Origin of the sequence: Escherichia sp. MOD1-EC6475 (assembly GCF_003046645.1) — a bacterium.
GTDB lineage: Bacteria > Pseudomonadota > Gammaproteobacteria > Enterobacterales > Enterobacteriaceae > Escherichia > Escherichia ruysiae.
On the sequence record NZ_PZKQ01000027.1, the window covers coordinates 64475 to 84334 of the forward strand.

At 42.8% G+C, this 19860-nt stretch carries 19 protein-coding genes and 1 pseudogene; 14 read left to right on the top strand and 6 right to left on the bottom strand.

What is annotated here, in order from left to right; all coding sequences use genetic code 11:
* Positions 1-15 precede the first annotated feature (15 nt).
* Complete coding sequence (mutM, locus tag A7589_RS09720) at positions 16-825, top strand: bifunctional DNA-formamidopyrimidine glycosylase/DNA-(apurinic or apyrimidinic site) lyase (RefSeq protein WP_001114533.1); 810 nt, start codon at positions 16-18, stop codon at positions 823-825.
* A gap of 38 nt (positions 826-863) precedes the next feature.
* On the opposite strand, the gene coaD is transcribed toward mutM, so the two are convergent.
* Together coaD and waaA are read right to left on the bottom strand one after the other, a co-directional pair.
* Positions 864-1343, bottom strand: coding sequence for a pantetheine-phosphate adenylyltransferase (coaD, locus tag A7589_RS09725; RefSeq protein WP_001171853.1), 480 nt, complete (start codon positions 1341-1343; stop codon positions 864-866).
* Between the two features lie 7 nt (positions 1344-1350).
* Positions 1351-2628, bottom strand: coding sequence for a lipid IV(A) 3-deoxy-D-manno-octulosonic acid transferase (gene waaA, locus A7589_RS09730; protein ID WP_000891555.1), 1278 nt, complete (start codon positions 2626-2628; stop codon positions 1351-1353).
* A gap of 412 nt (positions 2629-3040) precedes the next feature.
* Here waaA and rfaQ point away from each other — a divergent pair, with 412 nt between their 5' ends.
* The 11 genes from rfaQ (at position 3041) to A7589_RS23500 (ending at position 13136) form a co-directional block, all read left to right on the top strand.
* Positions 3041-4105 (top strand): lipopolysaccharide core heptosyltransferase RfaQ, encoded by a 1065-nt coding sequence (gene rfaQ / locus A7589_RS09735; protein WP_010351059.1) that lies wholly within the window; start codon positions 3041-3043, stop codon positions 4103-4105.
* A 2-nt stretch (positions 4106-4107) separates the two neighbouring features.
* Entirely contained in the window at positions 4108-5232 is a 1125-nt protein-coding gene (rfaG, locus tag A7589_RS09740; RefSeq protein WP_000634280.1) for a lipopolysaccharide glucosyltransferase I, read from the top strand.
* Positions 5225-6022: a lipopolysaccharide core heptose(I) kinase RfaP gene (rfaP, locus tag A7589_RS09745; RefSeq protein ID WP_000229843.1), complete on the top strand. Its 798-nt coding sequence runs from the start codon at positions 5225-5227 to the stop codon at positions 6020-6022. Before rfaG ends, rfaP begins: the two co-directional genes overlap by 8 nt.
* A 36-nt stretch (positions 6023-6058) precedes the next feature.
* Positions 6059-6994 carry an LPS core biosynthesis protein WaaS gene (waaS, locus tag A7589_RS09750; RefSeq protein WP_108188819.1) on the top strand — a complete coding sequence of 312 codons (936 nt, stop codon included), beginning with the start codon at positions 6059-6061 and terminating at the stop codon, positions 6992-6994.
* Between the two features lie 42 nt (positions 6995-7036).
* Positions 7037-8116, top strand: a complete 1080-nt coding sequence (gene waaB, locus A7589_RS09755; protein ID WP_108188820.1) for a lipopolysaccharide 1,6-galactosyltransferase — start codon at positions 7037-7039, stop codon at positions 8114-8116.
* Positions 8116-9135, top strand: coding sequence for a lipopolysaccharide 3-alpha-galactosyltransferase (gene waaO / locus A7589_RS09760; RefSeq protein ID WP_001188023.1), 1020 nt, complete (start codon positions 8116-8118; stop codon positions 9133-9135). Before waaB ends, waaO begins: the two co-directional genes overlap by 1 nt.
* A gap of 38 nt (positions 9136-9173) precedes the next feature.
* On the top strand, positions 9174-10190 hold the full coding sequence (gene rfaJ, locus A7589_RS09765) for a lipopolysaccharide 1,2-glucosyltransferase RfaJ (RefSeq protein ID WP_000376848.1): 1017 nt from the start codon (positions 9174-9176) through the stop codon (positions 10188-10190).
* 17 nt (positions 10191-10207) lie between these two features.
* Positions 10208-10906, top strand: a complete 699-nt coding sequence (gene rfaY / locus A7589_RS09770) for a lipopolysaccharide core heptose(II) kinase RfaY (RefSeq protein WP_000615157.1) — start codon at positions 10208-10210, stop codon at positions 10904-10906.
* A 73-nt stretch (positions 10907-10979) separates the two neighbouring features.
* Positions 10980-11831 (top strand): 3-deoxy-D-manno-oct-2-ulosonate III transferase WaaZ, encoded by an 852-nt coding sequence (waaZ, locus tag A7589_RS09775; RefSeq protein WP_016231512.1) that lies wholly within the window; start codon positions 10980-10982, stop codon positions 11829-11831.
* A gap of 32 nt (positions 11832-11863) precedes the next feature.
* On the top strand, positions 11864-12937 hold the full coding sequence (locus tag A7589_RS09780) for a glycosyltransferase family 9 protein (RefSeq protein WP_105282454.1): 1074 nt from the start codon (positions 11864-11866) through the stop codon (positions 12935-12937).
* A gap of 100 nt (positions 12938-13037) precedes the next feature.
* Positions 13038-13136 carry a hypothetical protein gene (locus A7589_RS23500; protein WP_272941841.1) on the top strand — a complete coding sequence of 33 codons (99 nt, stop codon included), beginning with the start codon at positions 13038-13040 and terminating at the stop codon, positions 13134-13136.
* A gap of 89 nt (positions 13137-13225) precedes the next feature.
* On the opposite strand, the pseudogene A7589_RS23590 reads toward A7589_RS23500, so the two are convergent.
* From A7589_RS23590 to rfaD, 4 genes and pseudogenes are all read right to left on the bottom strand, one after another.
* A pseudogene (locus tag A7589_RS23590) lies at positions 13226-14227 on the bottom strand (O-antigen ligase family protein); the annotation flags it as partial.
* Between the two features lie 9 nt (positions 14228-14236).
* Entirely contained in the window at positions 14237-15196 is a 960-nt protein-coding gene (gene rfaC / locus A7589_RS09790; protein WP_001264541.1) for a lipopolysaccharide heptosyltransferase RfaC, read from the bottom strand.
* Positions 15197-15199: 3 nt separating this feature from the next.
* A complete protein-coding gene (gene rfaF, locus A7589_RS09795; RefSeq protein ID WP_000699257.1) occupies positions 15200-16246 on the bottom strand; it encodes an ADP-heptose--LPS heptosyltransferase RfaF in 1047 nt (348 codons plus the stop codon).
* Between the two features lie 2 nt (positions 16247-16248).
* Positions 16249-17181 carry an ADP-glyceromanno-heptose 6-epimerase gene (gene rfaD, locus A7589_RS09800; RefSeq protein ID WP_000587764.1) on the bottom strand — a complete coding sequence of 311 codons (933 nt, stop codon included), beginning with the start codon at positions 17179-17181 and terminating at the stop codon, positions 16249-16251.
* A gap of 213 nt (positions 17182-17394) precedes the next feature.
* Between rfaD and kbl the strand changes: the two genes are divergently transcribed.
* Together kbl and tdh are read left to right on the top strand one after the other, a co-directional pair.
* Positions 17395-18591: a glycine C-acetyltransferase gene (gene kbl / locus A7589_RS09805; RefSeq protein ID WP_001213852.1), complete on the top strand. Its 1197-nt coding sequence runs from the start codon at positions 17395-17397 to the stop codon at positions 18589-18591.
* 13 nt (positions 18592-18604) lie between these two features.
* Positions 18605-19630 carry an L-threonine 3-dehydrogenase gene (gene tdh / locus A7589_RS09810; protein ID WP_000645984.1) on the top strand — a complete coding sequence of 342 codons (1026 nt, stop codon included), beginning with the start codon at positions 18605-18607 and terminating at the stop codon, positions 19628-19630.
* Positions 19631-19860 lie beyond the last annotated feature (230 nt).

Here is a 19860-nt window from a genome sequence, read left to right on the forward strand (position 1 = left end):
ATTCCCGGAGATGCTATGCCTGAATTACCAGAAGTTGAAACCAGCCGTCGCGGAATAGAACCGCATCTCGTTGGTGCGACTATTCTTCATGCGGTGGTGCGCAACGGACGCTTGCGCTGGCCGGTTTCGGAAGAAATCTACCGTTTAAGCGACCAACCAGTGCTTAGCGTGCAGCGCCGGGCTAAATATCTGCTGCTGGAGCTGCCAGAGGGCTGGATTATCATTCATCTGGGTATGTCTGGCAGCCTGCGTATCCTTCCAGAAGAACTTCCCCCTGAAAAGCATGACCATGTTGATTTGGTGATGAGCAACGGCAAAGTGCTGCGCTATACCGATCCGCGCCGCTTTGGTGCCTGGCTGTGGACCAAAGAGCTGGAGGGGCACAATGTGCTGGCTCATCTTGGGCCTGAGCCGCTTAGCGACGATTTCAACGGTGAGTACCTGCATCAGAAGTGCGCGAAGAAAAAAACGGCGATTAAGCCCTGGCTGATGGATAACAAGCTGGTGGTGGGCGTGGGGAATATCTATGCCAGCGAATCACTGTTTGCGGCGGGGATCCATCCGGATCGGTTGGCGTCATCACTGTCGTTGGCGGAGTGCGAATTGTTAGCTCGGGTGATTAAAGCGGTGTTGCTGCGTTCGATTGAGCAGGGTGGTACAACTCTGAAAGATTTTCTGCAAAGTGACGGTAAACCGGGCTATTTCGCTCAGGAATTGCAGGTTTACGGGCGAAAAGGTGAGCCGTGTCGGGTGTGCGGTACGCCGATTGTGGCGACTAAACATGCGCAGCGGGCTACGTTTTATTGTCGGCAGTGCCAGAAGTAATTTATGCGCGCCGGATGGCATACCATCCGGCATAAACGCTACGCTAACTTCGCCATCAGCGCCTGATGGACATTCTCCGGCAGGAAATGGGTGACATCGCCCTGATGGCGCGCCACCTCTTTCACCAACGATGAAGAGATAAACGACCACTCTTTCGACGGCATCAGAAACACACTTTCCAGTTCCGGCATTAAGTGGCGATTCATATGCGCCAGCTGCATTTCATATTCAAAATCCGCCACCGCACGCAGGCCACGAATCAGCACCGTAGCGTGTTGATTACGGGCGAAGTTCGCCATCAAATCACTAAACCCAACCACTTCCACGTTCCCCAGATGCGCGGTTGCCTGCTGTGCCAGCGCCACACGCTCTTCCAGGGTAAACATCGGTTTTTTACTGGGGCTGGCGGCAATCGCCAGAATAACGTGATCGAACATCTGCGTGGCGCGCGTCATGATATCGATATGACCATTAGTAATGGGATCGAAAGTACCCGGATAAATCGCCCGTTTTTGCATAACAACCTCAATGAGTTTTCGGTGGCAGGTAAGGTTCCAGCAGTTGAAGCAGACGCTGCAGCGCGCCCTGGTTTTGATACAGCACTTCAACGGCATGACGGCCATAAAAACTACGGTAATCGGCGTCGGTGAGTAAAGAGGAAATCTCTTTTTCCAGCGACGCGGCATCAGTGACGGTAATCAGCCCGCTTGCCTGCTCCAGCCGTGCGCAAATGTCTTTAAAGTTAAAGGTATGTGGCCCCATCAGTACCGGAATGGCGTGTGCAGCGGCTTCCAGCGGATTATGCCCACCGCGTTCGACCAATGAACCGCCAACAAAAGCGAGATCGGCAATGCCATACAGCAACATCAACTCGCCCATCGTATCGCCAACTACCACTTGTGTACTGGCGGAAGGGATTTCTCCGGAAGAGCGTGTGATATAGCTTAGTCCAGCCTGGCGGACCAGGTTAATCGCATCCGGGAAGCGTTCCGGATGGCGTGGAACAAGAATGAGCAATAAATTCGGGAACTGCTTTAACAGCGCCTGATGCGCGGCAATCACCACGCTTTCTTCACCATCATGAGTACTGGTGGCAATCCATACCGGGCGATGCGGTGCCCACTGGCGGCGCAGCGTTACTGCTTTAGCAGCCAGTTGTGGTGTTACAGATATATCGAATTTCAGGCTACCGGTAACGGTAACCTGATTGTTTTTTGCGCCCAGCGCCACAAAACGCGCGCCATCTTCTTCATTTTGGGCGGCAATCAGCGTAATACGACGCAGTAAGCGACGAACGAATTTGCCCAGTTTTGCATAACCTGCCGCAGAGCGAGCAGAAAGTCGCGCGTTGGCGATAACCAGCGGAATTTTACGTTTATGTAGCGCCGCAATCAGGTTAGGCCATAGCTCGGTTTCCATAATCAACACCAGTTTAGGGTCGACTTTATTAAGGAAACGGTTAAGCGCATCGGGCAGATCGTAAGGCAGATAAACGTGTTGAACATCCTTCCCAAACGCCGATTGTACGCGCTCCGAACCGGTTGGCGTCATGGTCGTAACAGTAATCGGCAAATCAGGGTAGCGATGACGCAGCGCGCGCACCAACGGGATCGCCGCCAGGGTTTCACCGACGGAGACGGAGTGCAGCATAATGCCGCCTGGTTTCAGCGGATGGCGGTAAAAACCGTAACGTTCACCCCAGCGTTTTCGATAGGCCGGAGCCTTACGTCCGCGCACCCAGAGCCGTATCCAGATCAACGGCTGAATAAGGTAGAGAAGGGCGGTGTAAAGCAATTCGAGCATAATAAATAGCTGACTTATGGATGTGCTGGGGATTCTATGTATTTAGCTGGGGCTTTACCATTACTTTTCCCGTTTTTGACTTAAATAGCTTCTGTTTGGTCTGATCTGCCGCGACATCTTCAGTTTTTTTGTATTTTTATGCGATTCATTGAAACCCGACCCAATTTGCAACTCTATATAGGCATCGTTCGTACCAGAATTATCTGTATATTGTTTTTTATCTGTATGATTTTTATGATTAAAAACTATTTTGTGTATAAAAAACATTCGGGTCGGATTGCTGCGAAAGAAATGATACACTAGCACGCCAAAGTAAGTGCGTTATCAGTATTCAGGTAGCTGTTGAGCCTGGGGCGGTAGCGTGCTTTTTTTCTGCTTAACTTAACCAGACAATCATACAAAAGAGTCGCTAGTGGAAAAGCCATTTCGAAATATCCTGGTCATAAAGATGCGATATCACGGAGATATGTTATTAACTACTCCTGTAATCAGTACACTCAAGCAGAATTATCCCGCTGCAAAAATCGATATGCTGCTTTACCAGGATACAATTCCGATTTTATCTGAAAACCCAGAAATTAATGCACTCTACGGTATAAGCAATAAAGGTGCGGGAACATTCGATAAAATTAAAAATGTGCTTTCGTTGATAAAAACTCTGCGTGCGAATAATTATGACCTGGTCATTAATCTTACGGATCAATGGATGGTAGCACTGCTGGTACGTTGTTTACCTGCACGTATGAAAATATCGCAACTTTATGGTCATCGGCAGCATAGTATTTGGAAAAAAAGCTTTACACACTTAGCGCCAATACACGGTACACATATTGTTGAGCGTAATTTATCGGTCCTTGAGCCATTAGGTATTACCGATTTCTACACCGACACAACAATGAGTTACGCCGAGGATTGCTGGAAGAAAATGCGGCAGGAATTAGATGCTCTGGGCGTGAAAGATCATTATGTCGTCATCCAACCGACAGCTCGTCAGATATTTAAGTGCTGGGATAACGATAAATTTTCTATGGTTATCGATGCTTTGCAACGGCGCGGTTATCAGGTTGTGCTGACCTGTGGGCCTTCGGCAGATGATCTCGCCTGTGTAGATGAAATAGCGCAAGGCTGCCAAACAAAACCTATCACTGGCCTTGCAGGTAAAACACGGTTTCCTGAACTGGGTGCGTTAATTGATCATGCCGTACTCTTTATTGGTGTGGATTCTGCGCCAGGGCATATTGCGGCGGCGGTGAAGACGCCAGTTATTAGCCTATTTGGAGCCACTGATCATGTATTCTGGCGTCCATGGACCGATAATATTATTCAATTCTGGGCGGGTAATTATCAACAAATGCCTACCCGGCACGAACTTGACCGCAACAAAAAATATCTTTCTGTTATTCCAGCGGAAGATGTCATTGCCGCTACGGAAAAGCTGTTGCCAGAAGATGCTCCTTCAGCTAACAGGAATGCATAATTATGATCGTGGCGTTTTGTTTATATAAATATTTTCCATTTGGTGGTCTACAGCGGGACTTTATGCGTATTGCGTCAACAGTTGCCGCACGGGGCCACCATGTTCGTGTATATACACAGTCGTGGGAAGGCGATTGTCCGGAAGCATTTGAGCTTATTCGCGTACCGGTTAAATCCCATACTAACCATGGACGTAATGCAGAATATTATGCCTGGGTTCAAAACCATCTGAAGGTACATCCTGCTGATCGTGTCGTTGGGTTTAATAAGATGCCTGGGCTGGATGTCTATTTTGCCGCCGATGTCTGTTATGCCGAGAAAGTGGCGCAAGAAAAGGGATTTTTCTATCGTTTAACATCACGCTATCGCCATTATGCTGCATTTGAGCGAGCGACTTTCGAACATGGTAAATCGACGAAACTCATGATGCTGACCGATAAGCAAATCGCCGATTTCCAGAAGCATTACCAGACTGAACCAGAACGTTTTCAAATTCTTCCCCCCGGCATCTATCCGGACAGGAAATACAGCGAGCAAATCCCAAACAGTCGTGAAATATATCGTCAGAAAAATGGCATAACCGAACAACAAAATTTATTGCTACAGGTTGGGTCAGATTTCGGTCGTAAAGGTGTGGATCGCTCAATTAAGGCTTTGGCATCGTTACCGGAATCATTACGCCACAATACGCTTTTGTTTGTCGTTGGTCAGGATAAACCACGCAAATTTGAAGTGCTGGCAGAAAAACTTGGGGTACGTAGCAACGTGCATTTCTTTTCCGGGAGGAATGACGTGTCTGAATTAATGGCTGCGGCAGATCTCTTACTGCATCCCGCTTACCAGGAAGCTGCAGGTATTGTTCTCCTTGAGGCGATCACCGCTGGATTACCTGTTTTGACCACCGCAGTATGTGGATACGCGCATTATATTGCAGATGCTAATTGTGGAGCAGTTATCGCGGAACCATTCCGTCAGGAAGAATTAAATGCGATCTTACGCAAAGCGTTAACACAGCATTCGTTACGAATGGCCTGGGCGGAGAATGCTCGCCATTATGCCGATACTCAGGATTTGTACAGCCTGCCAGAGAAAGCCGCAGATATCATTACAGGTGGTTTAGATGGTTGAATTAAAAGAGCCGCTTGCCACACTTTGGCGTGGTAAAGATGCTTTTACAGAAGTTAAAAAACTGAATGGCGAAGTCTTTCGCGAACTCGAGACACGTCGAACATTACGTTTTGAACTGGCTGGGAAAAGCTATTTCCTTAAATGGCACAAAGGTACGACCTTAAAAGAAATTATAAAAAACCTGCTCTCATTGCGTATGCCCGTTTTAGGCGCAGACAGAGAGTGGCACGCTATTCATCGACTGCATGATGTCGGTGTTGATACGATGCACGGTATAGGGTTTGGTGAAAAAGGGTTAAATCCATTAACCCGCACATCATTTATTATTACCGAAGATCTCACTCCTACGATTAGCCTTGAAGATTATTGTGCAGATTGGGCAATTAATCCTCCTGATATACGTGTTAAGCGTATGCTGATTACACGAGTGGCAACCATGGTGCGTAAAATGCACGCAGCAGGAATAAATCACCGTGATTGTTATATCTGCCACTTTTTGCTTCATTTACCGTTCACTGGCCGGGAAGATGAATTAAAAATTTCGGTAATAGACCTGCATCGTGCGCAGATACGGGCAAAAGTACCACGTCGTTGGCGGGATAAAGATTTGATTGGTCTATATTTTTCATCGATGAATATTGGCCTGACGCAAAGAGATATATGGCGATTTATGAAGGTTTATTTTGGGATGCCTTTACGCAAAATATTATCTCTTGAACGTAATTTATTGAACATGGCAAGTGTTAAGGCCGAGCGTATTAAAGAGCGAACTCAACGCAAAGGTTTATAAAGATATTTATCAGTATGTACTGGAACTAACTTCATTATGACTATTTATTTTATAAACTGGGTTGCAGATTATGAATTAAAAATGATCCAGTACTTGAAAAGAAAGTATAAGATAAAAAACATAACAACTCCAAAAAAATACAACTGGCTTAATAAGAAAATTTCGAAGTTAGGGGTGGATAATGCATGGTTGGGGCGATTATTCATCAAACATAACCTTAATACTGTAAAAAAGGATGATATAATTATCTTTAATGACAGTGTGATTAATAAAGGCATTAACAAACAAATATTAAAAAATATTAATTGTCATAAAGTTTTGCTGCTAAGAAATACTGTTAGCGAAGATTTTATTCTTGATAACGCTAATCATTTTGATATTATCTATGATTTTGAGCATAGATTTATAGGGAATGAAAAGACCAAAGCAATAGAACAATTTTTTCCTATAGGGATGGAGGAAATCACAAGATATAGTTTATCTGACAAAAATAACAACCAGCCAATATGTTTTTTCCTTGGTCGTGATAAAGGGCGCCTTCAAATAATTAATGAATTAGCTGATAGATTAACAAAGCTAGGATGTAAGCTTGATTTTAATGTTGTGAAAGATAAGACATCCTCTCCGACTTCAAAGTATTTGATTGAAAAACAAATACCCTATGAAGAAAATATTAGAAGAACATTAAGTTCTAATATAATTGTTGATATAACTAAAGAAAACCAATCTGGCTGGACTCTTCGGATACTCGAAGCATTATTTTTCAATAAAAAATTAATTACTAATAATATAAATATACTTGGTTCAGAAATCTATAGTGAGTCTCGCTTCTTTATAATAGGTCATGATGATTGGGATACGTTAGAGTATTTTATTAACTCATCTGTTAAACCAATGGATTATGATAGTTTATATAAATTCAGTCCTGATAAAATGATGTCAATAATTGTTTCTGATTTTATAGACAAATAAAACATTAAAACAGTGAGTTTTACTCAATTAATGAGAATTCCTATGAAAATAGCGTTTATCGGCGAAGCTGTTTCAGGATTTGGCGGTATGGAAACAGTCATTCGAGATGTTATTACCACCTTCAGACAACAAAATATCCAAAGTGAAATGTTTTTCTTTTGTCGTAACGACAAAATGGATAAGGGATGGCTGCAAGGTATTAAGTACTCGTGTTCATTTTCCAACATTCGCTTAGGTTTTTTACGTCGGGCGAAGCATATTCATGCTTTAAGCAAATGGCTTCAGGATTATCAGCCAGATGTTGTTATTTGTATTGATGTGATCTCATGTTTGTATGCGGCAAAAGCGCGTAAAAAATCTGGAGTTGATGTACCTGTATTTTCATGGCCGCATTTTTCTTTAGATCATAAAAAACATGCTGAATATATCACCTGTGCCGACTATCATTTAGCAATCAGCTCCGGTATTAAACAACAAATGATTAATCGGGGTGTACCAGAATCGACGATAAACGTTATTTTTAACCCTGTCGAAGCGAAAGATTCCGTCATTCCCGCACCCGAGGAAGGTGAAACGGCAACCTTCATTTATGTCGGGCGCATGAAATTCGAAGGTCAAAAGCGCGTAAAAGATCTGCTTGATGGCTTATCACAAGTGCAAGGTGACTGGAAACTTCATGTATTGGGAGATGGTTCCGATTTCGAAAAATGCCAGGCTTATGGTAGAGAGTTAAATATTGATGATCGAATTGTCTGGTATGGTTGGCAACAACATCCCTGGGAATTAGTTCAGCAAGATATTAAAAAAGTGAGTGCGTTATTACTCACGTCATCTTTTGAAGGTTTCCCTATGACTCTACTTGAAGCCTTATCGTGGGGGATTCCTTGTATCAGTGCAGATTGTATCTCCGGGCCTGCTGACATCATCCAGCCTGATGTTAATGGTCATTTATATCAACCGGGGAATATAACCGGTTTTGTCGCTCTTCTCAATAAATACATAGCCGGCGAAATTCACATCGCACATGAAAAAATTCCGGCATCGATTGATAAGTTTTACCAGCAGAAATATTACGACAGATTACAAAAGATAATTATTTCTGTTATTTCCCGGAGGAAATGATGCAGCAGGTTTTTTTCCAGGAGACTGAGTTTCTCAATTCAGTTATTGATTACAACTATAAAGTGGAAACAGAAAATCTTTGTCTGGATATTGCTTATGGAACTGACAAAAATTTTCTTTTTGGTTGCGGAATTTCGATTGCTTCAATATTAAAATATAATGAAGGAAATCGCTTATGTTTCCATATTTTCACTGATTATTTTTGTGAAGATGAACAGAAATATTTTGATGCTCTGGCTCAGCAATATAAAACCCGGATTAAGGTATATTTAATTAATGGCGATCGGCTCCGTTCATTGCCAAGTACCAAGAACTGGACTCATGCAATTTATTTTCGTTTTGTTATTGCAGATTACTTTATCAATAAAACACCTAAAGTTCTATATCTGGATGCAGATATCATTTGTCAGGGAACTATAGAACCACTTATTAATTTCACGTTTCCTGATCATACAGTCGCAATGGTTGTTACCGAAGGACAAAATGACTGGTGGGAAAAACGTGCACATTCGTTAGGTGTTGTGGGGATTGCTAAAGGTTATTTTAACTCTGGTTTTTTATTGATCAATACTAACCAATGGGCAGTTGAGCAGGTTTCTGCACGAGCCATTGCAATGTTAAATGATCCAGAAATAGTAAAAAAAATAACACATCCTGATCAGGATGTATTAAATATGCTACTGGCAGATAAACTTATTTTTGCTGATATAAAATACAATACACAGTTTAGCTTAAATTATCAGCTCAAAGAAAGTTTTAAAAATCCAGTAACCAGCGATACTATTTTTATCCATTATATTGGTCCGACCAAGCCCTGGCATGATTGGGCCTGGGATTATCCTGTATCACAAGCCTTTATGGAGGCAAAAAATGCTTCGCCATGGAAGAATACGGCGTTGCTGAAACCAAACAATAGCAATCAATTAAGGTATAGCGCAAAACATATGCTGAAAAAGCATAGATATCTAAAAGGATTTAGCAATTATCTTTTCTATTTTGTTAAAAAGATAAAGCATTAAACTGGGAATCTATAAAGTAATGATATAAGGGTAGCCCTGTGGACTCATTTCCTGCCATAGAGATAGATAAAGTTAAAGCCTGGGATTTTAGGCTAACTAATAAAAATACTTCTGAATGTTTAAATGTTGCCTATGGTGTCGATGCTAATTATCTTGATGGTGTAGGTGTTTCTATCACATCAATTGTCCTAAATAATCGACATATTAATCTTGATTTTTATATTATTGCTGATGTTTATAATGATGATTTTTTTCAAAAGGTCGAAAAACTTGCAAGGCAGTACCAATTAAGAATCACGCTTTATAGAATTAATACTGATAAGCTTCAGTGCTTGCCTTGTACACAGGTCTGGTCAAGAGCAATGTACTTTCGTTTGTTTGCGTTTCAATTATTGGGTCTGACGCTTGATCGTTTACTTTATCTTGATGCGGATGTTGTTTGTAAGGGTGATATTAGCCAACTACTGCATCTGGATTTAAACGGAGCGGTGGCTGCTGTTGTTAAAGATGTTGAGCCAATGCAGGAAAAAGCGGTATCCAGGTTGTCTGATCCTGAACTACGGGGACACTACTTTAATTCAGGAGTAGTTTATTTAGACTTAAAGAAATGGGTTAATGCAAAACTAACAGAGAAAGCATTATCTATTCTTATGAGTAAAGATAATGTTTATAAATATCCTGATCAAGATGTTATGAATGTTTTATTGAAAGGGATGACAATATTTTTGCCTCGTGAATTCAATACTATTTATACCATTAAAAGCGAATTAAAAGATAAAACACATCAAAACTATAAAAAGTTGATTACAGAGAACACGCTTCTCATCCATTATACAGGAGCAACTAAACCGTGGCATAAATGGGCAATTTATCCATCGGTAAAATATTTTAAAATAGCGTTAGATAATTCGCCATGGAAAAATGATTCTCCCAGAGATGCAAAATCAGTTATCGAATTTAAGAAAAGATATAAGCATTTGTTAGTCCAGCATCATTACGTAACCGGTGTTATAGCAGGGGTCCGTTATCTTTACCGAAAATATTACAGTAAATAACCTTTAATTGGCTTATCATGATTCAGAAAAATAAGATTAAAGATTTTGTTGTTTTTACTGATGACAACAATTCAAAGTACCTCAATGTATTAAATGACTTTTTATCTTATAATATTAAGATCATCAAAGTGTTTCGTTCTATTGATGATACAAAAGTCATGCTTATTGACACCGATTACGGTAAGTTGGTGCTTAAGGTATTTTCTCCAAAAATTAAACGCAACGAGCGGTTTTTTAAATCTCTATTAAAAGGTGATTATTACGAACGCCTTTTTGAACAAACCCAAAAAGTGCGAAATGAAGGCTTACATACTCTCAACGATTTTTATTTATTAGCAGAGAGAAAAACCTTACGATTTGTCCATACATATATCATGCTTATCGAGTATATTGATGGCATAGAGTTGTGTGATATGCCCGATATTGATGATGTGCTAAAAAATAAAATTCAGCAATCAATTAATGCCTTGCATCAACATGGCATGGTTTCTGGTGATCCTCATCGTGGTAATTTCATTATAAAAAATGGTGAAGTTCGAATTATTGATCTCTCCGGGAAACGTGCTTCAGCGCAGCGGAAAGCGAAAGACCGTCTTGATTTAGAGCGTCATTACGGTATTAAAAATGAGATTAAGGATCTTGGTTATTATCTTTTAGTTTATCGTAAAAAAATGCGCAATATTATGCGGCGTTTGAAAGGAAAACCAGCACGCTAAAGCAGAAATATCCCACAATTACGCGTCTTCGTTAGGCATTTTTATACGGAGTTATTTATTTCACAGGTTTATCATGAAGAATATTCGATACATTGACAAAAAAGATGTTGAAAACCTGATTGAAAATAAAACATCTAATGATGTTATTATTTTTCTATCTGGCCCCACATCGCAAAAGACACCTTTGTCGGTATTACGGGCAAAGGATATTATTGCTGTCAATGGTTCAGCACAATATCTGTTAAGTCATAATATTATTCCTTTTATTTATGTACTTACAGATGTTCGCTTTTTACATCAACGTCGTGATGATTTTTACAATTTTAGCCAAAGAAGCCGTTATACTATCGTAAACGTTGACGTTTATGAACACGCCTCCGAAGAAGATAAACTTTATATCCTCCAGAACTGTCTTATATTACGGTCTTTTTATCGCCGGGAAAAAGGTGGTTTTATAAAGAAGATTAAATTTAATATTTTGAGCCAAATTCACAAAGAACTGCTGATCTCTGTACCGTTGTCTAAAAAAGGTCGTCTGGTTGGATTTTGCAAGGACATTAGTCTTGGTTATTGTTCATGCCATACTATTGCCTTTGCTGCAATCCAGATAGCATATTCACTAAAGTATGCGCGGATTATTTGTTCAGGTCTGGATTTGACGGGTAGCTGTTCGCGTTTCTATGATGAAAATAAGAATCCTATGCCCTCGGAATTGAGTAGGGATTTATTTAAAATCTTGCCATTTTTCCGTTTTATGCATGATAATGTAAAAGATATTAATATTTATAATTTGTCTGATGATACGGCTATTTCTTACGATGTAATTCCATTTATTAAACTTCAAGATATCAGTACAGAAGAATCAAAGGATAGGACAAGAAAAAAAATACAATATAAAGCTTCAACTGATTCTTATGCTAATTAATCATCCTGAAACTAAAATAATATGGTATAAAAATGCGTTTAGGTACTTTTCATAAAAAGAAAAGGTTTTATATAAACAAAATCAAGATTAATTTTCTTGCTTTTTTATTTCGTAAGAAAATCAATCATCAAGTTACAGAACCAGCGCAAGTTAAATCATGCCTTATCATTCATGATAATAACAAACTCGGTGATTTAATTGTATTAAGTTCGATTTATCGTGAACTTTACAGTAAAGGGGTTAAAATAACCATTCTTACAAATAGAAAGGGTGGGGAGTTTCTCTCTAATAATAAAAATATATTTGAGTTCTGTATTAAAGAATCAATGGGTTCCTTTAAAATGCTTAGTCTATGTAAGCATCTGCGGAATTTACAGTTCGATATTGTATTAGACCCCTTTGAGACTATGCCTTCATTTAAGCATAGTTTAATATTATCAAGTTTTAAAGATTCTTACATTCTGGGTTTCGATCAATGGTATAAGCGTTACTATTCATTTTATCATCCCCACGATGAATATTTAAAAGAACACATGAGTACACGAGCAATAGAAATACTGAAGCATATTTATGGTGAGGGTGAATTTTCCACCGACTACGACTTGCATTTACCTGTAGATGTTGAAAATAAAATAAAAAATTTTATTGGGAATACAAGAATAGTCATCATTAACCCATTCGGTGCAAAAAAAATATGCCGACTTACGTTTGAGCAAATAAAAGTTATATATCAAGAGGTGAAATCACAGTTTGAAAATTATCGAGTGATATTTACCGGGTTACCGCAAGATTTATTGACAATACCAATACCTGAAATTGAAACACTGCCATTTTCAGAGTTTATTTATACTGTTGCGTTGACCAGGTATAGTGATTTTGTTATTTCTGTTGATACAGCTCTTGTTCATATCGCTGCGGCTTATCATAAACCAACGCTTGCATTTTATCCTAATTCACGTAGTCCAGAATATCCCTCACACTTAATTTGGGCCCCGAATAATAATCAATCTATACAAATAGTATCACCAACATTTACGGTAAAAGATATCGGTACTGAAACTTTAACTGATTCAGTAAAGAGATTAAGTTGTATAGATAAGAAGTGAGTTTTAACTCACTTCTTATCTTGTCTATTCTTGATTAATAGTATTTTTGCAATTATTAATAACGAGTAAGAGGGCTATAGCGGATATAACGATAATCGGAATGCTGCGAGCCCATATGATCACATCACTTAGCCCAACTCCCACTACACCAAGCGTTAATATCAACAAACCCAATGCGCGTTTTTTATATGCTGTATAAAATAGTGAAAAATAGAGGAAAAGGGTGGAAAAAATCCCCATCAGACCTTTCAGTGACGCTGTTTCAATTATCTCATTATGTAGGTGTACGTTAGCAAAATCCAATGCCCCTCTTAGTCTATTGTTTTCTGCGACTAATAAATTCATACTTTCAGCGCGCGACTCTGCAGATCTAAATGAAAAAGGCGATTCTTTGAATAAATCAAAACCAATTTCGTACATTGCCAGTCTTGCACCTAATGAAGTCACGCTATTAGAATTGGTATAACTGTTTAAATCATTTAATGCTTCGTTATAGCGATATTGAATTGGTTTATTAAATATAATTACAACACTGGCCAATATGGCAATTAGTAGAACGATAGCAGAAGTGAATTTTTTTGGGGATTTGTTGTAATATGTAATTAGTGCAACAGCACAAATTACAGGGAACAGGAGTAGAGTTGCTCTGGTTTGTGTCAGTGCCAGAACATAAAATACCGCACAACTATTTAATAAAAATAAAAAAGGATGGTTTTTTTTAGTATAAAGAATTGCAACACCACTAACTATTCCTATTAGCATTGTTGAATATGCCGCACCTGTAGCCGCTCCTATACCAAAAGAAATACGGTCATAGTCATGAATACTATTAATATAAAATGCATATGCGGCAATTACAAATGACAGAGAGTACAAAAAATATAATGCAATTTCTTTTTTTTGTTTTATTTTACTGGTAAGAGCTAGAAAAACAATAAAAGAGCCAAATAAAAATATTTTAGCAGTATTTAAGTAATTATGATAAGTAGATCGAAATGGCGAATTGTCTACTTTAAATAAAGAATACCAAATTAAATCAAGTGCTCCTATAAAAAATATAGAGAGGGGAAGAATAGAATCCTTTAGACGATAATTTTGTTTGTTGCCGCGTAAAATTAATGACAATAAACCAACTATAGCTGTGATATTGTATACCTTTATGCTTAAGGTATTATCTATTAATGCAATTACTAATGAAAAAAAACATAAAATATAAGTCATAATCTCTAAAATTATAGATGATTTTAGAGCGTAAGGTTTCCATGATTGGAGTTTAATGAAGGTTGGCATGTTTTACCTTTATAATGATGATAATTTTTCCAAAACTGCTTGACCGTTGAGATTAATTAAACTTTTCCCCGGCGCCCTACAAACCACCTGATTCTTCCCATATCCGCCAATTAATCCCGGATCGGTCGGTCCATATACAGTAATATTGGGTTTATCCAGAGCCGCAGTTAAATGGCTTAATCCCGTATCCACCGAAACCACGAATTTCGCCCCGGCCAGCACGCTGGCAACACCTTCCAGACTCATCTTCGGCAATACGTCGACATAATCAAATCCTTCTGCCAGCCTTTTCGCCCGCGCTTCTTCATGTGGCGCGCCCCAGGGAAGTTTAATGCGAATCCCTGAACCTGCCAGTAAACCAATTAATTCTCGCCAGTGTTCTTCCGGCCAGTGTTTATCATCACGGGTCGTCGCATGAAGAAATACGGCATATTCGCCAGCATCCGTCGGCAGGTTAGCCAGGAAATGCTGCGCAATGGCATAGTCGCCCTGAGTCTGTGGTTTGCTGTAACCCAGGCTTTTGGCAAACAGCTCACGGGTGCGCTCTACGGCGTGCTGCTGTTTTGCAATATGATGCTTGCGATTGTAAAACAGGCTTGCCAGTGGTTCGCGAGCGGTTTGCCAGTCCATTCCATGCTTAATACCATGCGCCAGACGTGTCACCAGCGCGGCACTTTTTACCAGCCCTTGCGCATCAATAATCGCGTCATAGTTTTCTGCCTGTAGCGTTTCACGAAACGCTTTCCGCTCCGCTTTAATAGGGGCAGAAAACCACGCTTTACGCCAGCGACGTATCGCTACCGGAATAACCCGTTCAACGGCGGCGTGCCAGGAAGGGATCTGTGCAAAGCCTTCTTCCACCACCCAATCAAACTTTATTCCAGGGATTGCCTGCTGTGCATCGGTTAGCGCGGGCAGCGTATGGAGGATATCGCCCATCGACGATGTTTTAACGATCAAAACCCGCATCCGTCAGGCTTCCTCTTGTAACAACAGTGCGTTGAGTTCTTCCAGCACGCGCTGTGGCGTAATGTCGATCAGACTCTGGTGATACCCTTCTGCGGCATCGCCTTTACGCACTTTGTGGTAGCCTGTAATCAGACGAATTACTCGCGCTTTATGAGAAAGCGGCGGCGTAAAGTCCGGGCTGCTTGGCCCATACAGTGCGACCAGCGGACGATTCAGTGCTGCTGCGACGTGCATCAGACCAGAATCGTTGGTGACAATGGCTTTACAGGCCGCAATCAGAATAACGGCTTGATCAAGCTGTGTTTCTCCCGCCAGATTACGACACCATGCCTGCTGCTCGGTATTCAGTGCAGCGAGTATCTCATTGCCCGCCTCATGATCTTTCGCCGAACCAAACAGAACCACCTGATAACCTTCATCAATTAGCTGCTTTGCCAGTTCTGCGTAATGGTAGTGCGGCCAGCGTTTTGCCGGGCCAAACTCCGCGCCCGGGCAAAAGCCAATCATCGGACGTTCTGATGAGAGGGAAAATTGGTTACAGGTATACGATTTTTCACCTTCGCTCACCTGCAATTGCGGCCATAACAACGGTTTTGGTAGATCTTGTGCGGTACGCATTACGCCTTTGTCATAGGCCAGCGCGACATAGCGTTCCACCATTAGCGGCCAGTCTTCTTTATCAAGCACGCGCACGTCGTTGAGTAAACCGTAGCGCATTTCACCGCGCCAGCCGGTGCGATGTGGAATCCCTGCGAAGAAAGGCACTAATGCGGATTTAAAGGAGTTGGGTAAAACGTAGGCGCGGTCGTAACGTTTTTCGCGCAGGCTATGTCCCAGCTTACGGCGTTCGCTGATCTCCAGCGCCCCGTGACCGAGGGGCATAGGGATAGCTTCGTTAACTTCCGGCATCCGCGACAATAACGGACGGCACCACGCCGGTGCCATCACGTCGATTATCGCCTGGGGATAGCGCGCCTGGAGCGTGCGATAGAGACTTTGCGACATCATCATGTCGCCAACCCAAGACGGGCCTATCACCAAAATCTTCATAGTTACGCGTCGCGATTCAGCCAGGCCATATATTCCGTTACACCTTCAGCAACGGTTTTGAACGGTTTGTCGTAACCCGCCGCGCGCAGATTAGTCAGATCCGCCTGAGTAAACGCCTGATAGCGGCCTTTCAGTTTATCCGGGAACGGAATGTATTCGATCTGACCTTTCTTGTGATAAGCAAGCGTAGCATCCGCTACTGCCTGGAAGGATTCTGCACGACCAGTACCGAGGTTGAAGATGCCGGAAACGCCATTTTCCAGGAACCACAGATTCACATCTGCCACGTCGCCCACGTAGACGAAGTCGCGTTTAAAGTTCTCGCTACCTTCGAACAGTTTCGGTGATTCACCGTTGTTAAGCTGGGTGTTGAGATGGAAAGCGACGCTCGCCATGCTGCCTTTATGACCTTCACGCGGCCCATAAACGTTGAAATAGCGGAAGCCAACAATCTGCGAGTTCGCTTCTGGCAGAATTTGACGAACATATTCATCAAACAGGAATTTTGAGTAACCGTAGACGTTCAGTGGTTTTTCGTATTCGCGGGATTCAATAAAGTCGGAGGTACGTCCGCCATAGGTCGCTGCGGAAGATGCATACAGGAACGGAATTTCGCGCTCCAGACAGTAGTGCAGCAGCTCTTTGGAGTATTGATAGTTGTTATCCATCATATACTTGCCATCCCACTCGGTGGTGGAGGAGCAGGCACCTTCGTGGAAAATCGCTTCGACATCGCCGAACTCTTCGCCAGCCATAATCTGGATCAGGAAGTCTTCCTTATCCATATAGTCCGCGATATTCAGATCCACCAGGTTCACAAACTTGGTGCCGTCTTTCAGGTTGTCCACCACCAGAATATCGGTGATGCCTTTATCATTCAGGGCCTTAACGATGTTGCTGCCGATAAAGCCCGCGCCGCCGGTAACGATGATCATAACTGTAACCTTCGAATTATGGAGTCAGAGACAATCTCAGACACGAATACTTCTATCATATCACTACACGACGTTGGCTTCAGCCATTCGCCGAAAGTGAGAGTGATGGGCGTTATTTATTCTAAATTTTACAGAAGTGTTAACGCGTCATCTCGTCGCGACCTATAAGTTTGGGTAATATGTGCTGGAATTTGCCCTGTCTGGAGAATCGCAATGCGTGGAGAATTTTATCAGCAGTTAACCAACGACCTGGAAACCGCACGGGCGGAAGGGTTGTTTAAAGAAGAGCGCATTATCACGTCTGCGCAGCAAGCAGACATCACTGTGGCTGATGGAAGCCACGTCATCAACTTTTGTGCCAATAACTATCTTGGGTTGGCGAACCACCCAGAGCTGATTGCGGCGGCAAAAGCGGGAATGGATTCTCATGGTTTCGGCATGGCTTCAGTACGTTTTATCTGCGGCACTCAGGATAGCCATAAAGAGCTTGAGCAGAAACTGGCGGCATTCCTGGGTATGGAAGATGCGATTCTCTACTCTTCCTGTTTTGATGCCAACGGCGGCCTGTTTGAAACGCTGCTGGGCGCGGAAGACGCCATTATCTCCGACGCACTGAACCACGCGTCTATTATTGATGGTGTGCGTCTGTGCAAAGCCAAACGCTATCGCTACGCCAACAATAATATGCAGGAGCTGGAAGCGTGCCTGAAAGAGGCGCGTGAAGCCGGGGCGCGTCATGTGCTGATCGCCACCGACGGCGTGTTCTCGATGGACGGCGTGATTGCCAACCTGAAAGACGTTTGCGATTTGGCAGATATTTACGATGCGCTGGTGATGGTGGATGACTCCCACGCGGTTGGTTTTGTCGGTGAAAACGGTCGTGGTTCCCATGAATACTGCGATGTGATGGGTCGTGTCGATATTATCACCGGCACGCTGGGTAAAGCCTTAGGTGGTGCTTCCGGCGGTTACACTGCGGCGCGCAAAGAAGTGGTTGAGTGGCTGCGCCAGCGTTCTCGTCCGTACCTGTTCTCCAACTCACTGGCACCAGCCATTGTCGCCGCCTCCATCAAAGTGCTGGAGATGGTCGAAGCGGGCAGCGAACTGCGTGACCGCCTGTGGGCTAACGCGCGTCAGTTCCGTGAGCAAATGTCGGCGGCGGGCTTTACCCTGGCGGGAGCCGATCACGCCATTATTCCGGTCATGCTTGGCGATGCGGTAGTGGCGCAAAAATTTGCCCGCGAGCTGCAAAAAGAGGGCATTTACGTCACCGGTTTCTTCTATCCGGTCGTACCGAAAGGTCAGGCGCGTATTCGAACCCAGATGTCTGCGGCGCATACCCCTGAGCAAATTACGCGTGCGGTAGAAGCGTTCACGCGTATTGGTAAACAACTGGGCGTAATCGCCTGAGTGAGGATGTGAGATGAAAGCGTTATCCAAACTGAAAGCGGAAGAGGGCATCTGGATGACCGACGTTCCTGAACCGGAACTCGGGCATAACGATCTGCTGATTAAAATCCGTAAAACAGCCATCTGCGGGACTGACGTTCACATCTATAACTGGGATGAGTGGTCGCAAAAAACCATCCCGGTGCCGATGGTCGTAGGCCATGAATATGTCGGTGAAGTGGTAGGTATTGGTCAGGAAGTGAAAGGCTTCCAGATTGGCGATCGCGTGTCTGGCGAAGGTCATATCACTTGTGGTCACTGTCGCAACTGTCGCGGCGGTCGTACCCATCTGTGCCGTAATACGGTGGGCGTTGGCGTTAACCGTCCAGGATGTTTCGCCGAGTATCTGGTGATCCCAGCCTTCAACGCCTTCAAAATTCCCGACAATATCTCCGACGACCTGGCTTCCATTTTTGATCCCTTCGGTAACGCCGTGCATACCGCGCTGTCGTTTGATTTAGTGGGCGAAGATGTTCTGGTTTCTGGTGCAGGCCCGATTGGTATTATGGCGGCGGCGGTGGCGAAACATGTTGGCGCGCGTAATGTGGTTATCACCGACGTTAATGAATATCGTCTCGAACTGGCGCGCAAAATGGGTATCACGCGCGCGGTTAACGTCGCGAAAGAAAATCTCAATGACGTGATGGCGGAGCTAGGCATGACCGAAGGCTTTGATGTCGGTCTGGAAATGTCCGGTGCGCCGCCAGCGTTTCGTACCATGCTCGACACCATGAACCACGGCGGTCGTATTGCGATGCTGGGTATTCCACCTTCTGACATGTCGATCGACTGGACAAAAGTGATCTTTAAAGGCTTGTTCATTAAAGGCATTTACGGTCGTGAGATGTTCGAAACCTGGTACAAGATGGCGGCGTTGATTCAGTCTGGTCTGGATCTCTCACCAATCATTACCCATCGTTTCTCCATCGATGATTTCCAGAAGGGCTTTGACGCCATGCGTTCGGGCCAGTCCGGGAAAGTTATTCTGAGCTGGGATTAACACGAACAAGGGCTGGTATTCCAGCCCTTTTGCCTGAGGATAATCCGTTAAATATGTAAAATCCTGTCAGTGTAATAAAGATATCGTAATTGCGCTGATCTCTTATATAGCTGCTCTCATTATCTCTCTACTCTGAAGTGACTCTCTCACCTGTAAAAATAATATCTCACAGGCTTAATAGTTTCTTAATACAAAGCCTGTAAAACGTCAGGATAACTTCAGAGGTCGTC

What these genes read in the sequence shown, in the direction of transcription:
- mutM (WP_001114533.1), top strand. Translation starts at nt 16, where the DNA reads ATGCCTGAATTACCAGAAGTTGAAACCAGCCGTCGCGGAATAGAACCG.
- coaD (WP_001171853.1), bottom strand. Translation starts at nt 1,343, where the DNA reads ATGCAAAAACGGGCGATTTATCCGGGTACTTTCGATCCCATTACTAAT.
- waaA (WP_000891555.1), bottom strand. Translation starts at nt 2,628, where the DNA reads ATGCTCGAATTGCTTTACACCGCCCTTCTCTACCTTATTCAGCCGTTG.
- rfaG (WP_000634280.1), top strand. Translation starts at nt 4,108, where the DNA reads ATGATCGTGGCGTTTTGTTTATATAAATATTTTCCATTTGGTGGTCTA.
- rfaP (WP_000229843.1), top strand. Translation starts at nt 5,225, where the DNA reads ATGGTTGAATTAAAAGAGCCGCTTGCCACACTTTGGCGTGGTAAAGAT.
- waaS (WP_108188819.1), top strand. Translation starts at nt 6,059, where the DNA reads ATGACTATTTATTTTATAAACTGGGTTGCAGATTATGAATTAAAAATG.
- waaB (WP_108188820.1), top strand. Translation starts at nt 7,037, where the DNA reads ATGAAAATAGCGTTTATCGGCGAAGCTGTTTCAGGATTTGGCGGTATG.
- waaO (WP_001188023.1), top strand. Translation starts at nt 8,116, where the DNA reads ATGCAGCAGGTTTTTTTCCAGGAGACTGAGTTTCTCAATTCAGTTATT.
- rfaY (WP_000615157.1), top strand. Translation starts at nt 10,208, where the DNA reads ATGATTCAGAAAAATAAGATTAAAGATTTTGTTGTTTTTACTGATGAC.
- waaZ (WP_016231512.1), top strand. Translation starts at nt 10,980, where the DNA reads ATGAAGAATATTCGATACATTGACAAAAAAGATGTTGAAAACCTGATT.
- A7589_RS09780 (WP_105282454.1), top strand. Translation starts at nt 11,864, where the DNA reads ATGCGTTTAGGTACTTTTCATAAAAAGAAAAGGTTTTATATAAACAAA.
- A7589_RS23500 (WP_272941841.1), top strand. Translation starts at nt 13,038, where the DNA reads ATGCTGCGAGCCCATATGATCACATCACTTAGCCCAACTCCCACTACA.
- rfaC (WP_001264541.1), bottom strand. Translation starts at nt 15,196, where the DNA reads ATGCGGGTTTTGATCGTTAAAACATCGTCGATGGGCGATATCCTCCAT.
- rfaF (WP_000699257.1), bottom strand. Translation starts at nt 16,246, where the DNA reads ATGAAGATTTTGGTGATAGGCCCGTCTTGGGTTGGCGACATGATGATG.
- rfaD (WP_000587764.1), bottom strand. Translation starts at nt 17,181, where the DNA reads ATGATCATCGTTACCGGCGGCGCGGGCTTTATCGGCAGCAACATCGTT.
- kbl (WP_001213852.1), top strand. Translation starts at nt 17,395, where the DNA reads ATGCGTGGAGAATTTTATCAGCAGTTAACCAACGACCTGGAAACCGCA.
- tdh (WP_000645984.1), top strand. Translation starts at nt 18,605, where the DNA reads ATGAAAGCGTTATCCAAACTGAAAGCGGAAGAGGGCATCTGGATGACC.